Annotated in this window: 1 protein-coding gene; it reads right to left on the bottom strand. The window is 42.2% G+C overall.

What is annotated here, in order from left to right; genetic code table 11:
* Positions 1–79: 79 nt before the first annotated feature.
* A partial coding sequence (locus tag FE392_RS19315) for a Tn3 family transposase (RefSeq protein WP_319931771.1) occupies positions 80–708 on the bottom strand: 629 nt, incomplete at its 5' end.

Below are 708 nucleotides of genomic sequence, written 5' to 3'. Positions count from 1 at the left end.
GGGGGTTTGCGCCCAATTCAGCGAAAAGTTCCATAATGTTAATATTATCCAGTTATTTCAATATATTAAATGAAAACAATCAGCCTGCTTCCTCGTAAGCATCATACTCATCACTATCATTCATTTTTGATTCGAGCAGCGGGTCTACATTTTCTAGTAAACTGTCAAGACTGAAGGTGTCGCTTTGTTCTGCGAAAATGTAGTTCCCTGCCAACTGGATATGGCTCCAAGCCACTGGGGAGAGATTGGCCAATATTTCAATTGCCTCGCTGTTACCTTGTTTTTCAAATCGTTCTACCAGTCCGGATAACAAGGCTGAATTGTAGTAGATAATGCAATTGGCGATCAGGCGGGCACAATCGTTCCATTGTTCAACCTGATAATCATTTCCGCCCCGAAACTGATTGCCATTAACAGACGCGATGGCTCTTCTGAGTTGATGATAGGCTTCTCCCCGATTCAATGCTTGCTGCACAAACTGCCTCAGTGTCTGATTGTCCACGTATTCAAGCAAATAGATACATTTTACTAACCTGTCATACTCACGTAGGGCAGACAACGTCGAGTGACTTCTTTTGCCATTTGACAGTTTTCTGACCACGGTACTCTGATTGGTTGCCTTGCGGCTCAATGAGCAAACAATATGCTGGATATGTTCCCATTCCTCCATGATTAACTTGTACTCTATCTGTTTTTTCAAAGAAATAT

The organism is Xenorhabdus santafensis (assembly GCF_033949405.1).
GTDB classification, from domain to species: Bacteria; Pseudomonadota; Gammaproteobacteria; order Enterobacterales; family Enterobacteriaceae; genus Xenorhabdus; species Xenorhabdus santafensis.
This window is presented reverse-complemented; position numbering and strand designations above follow the sequence as displayed.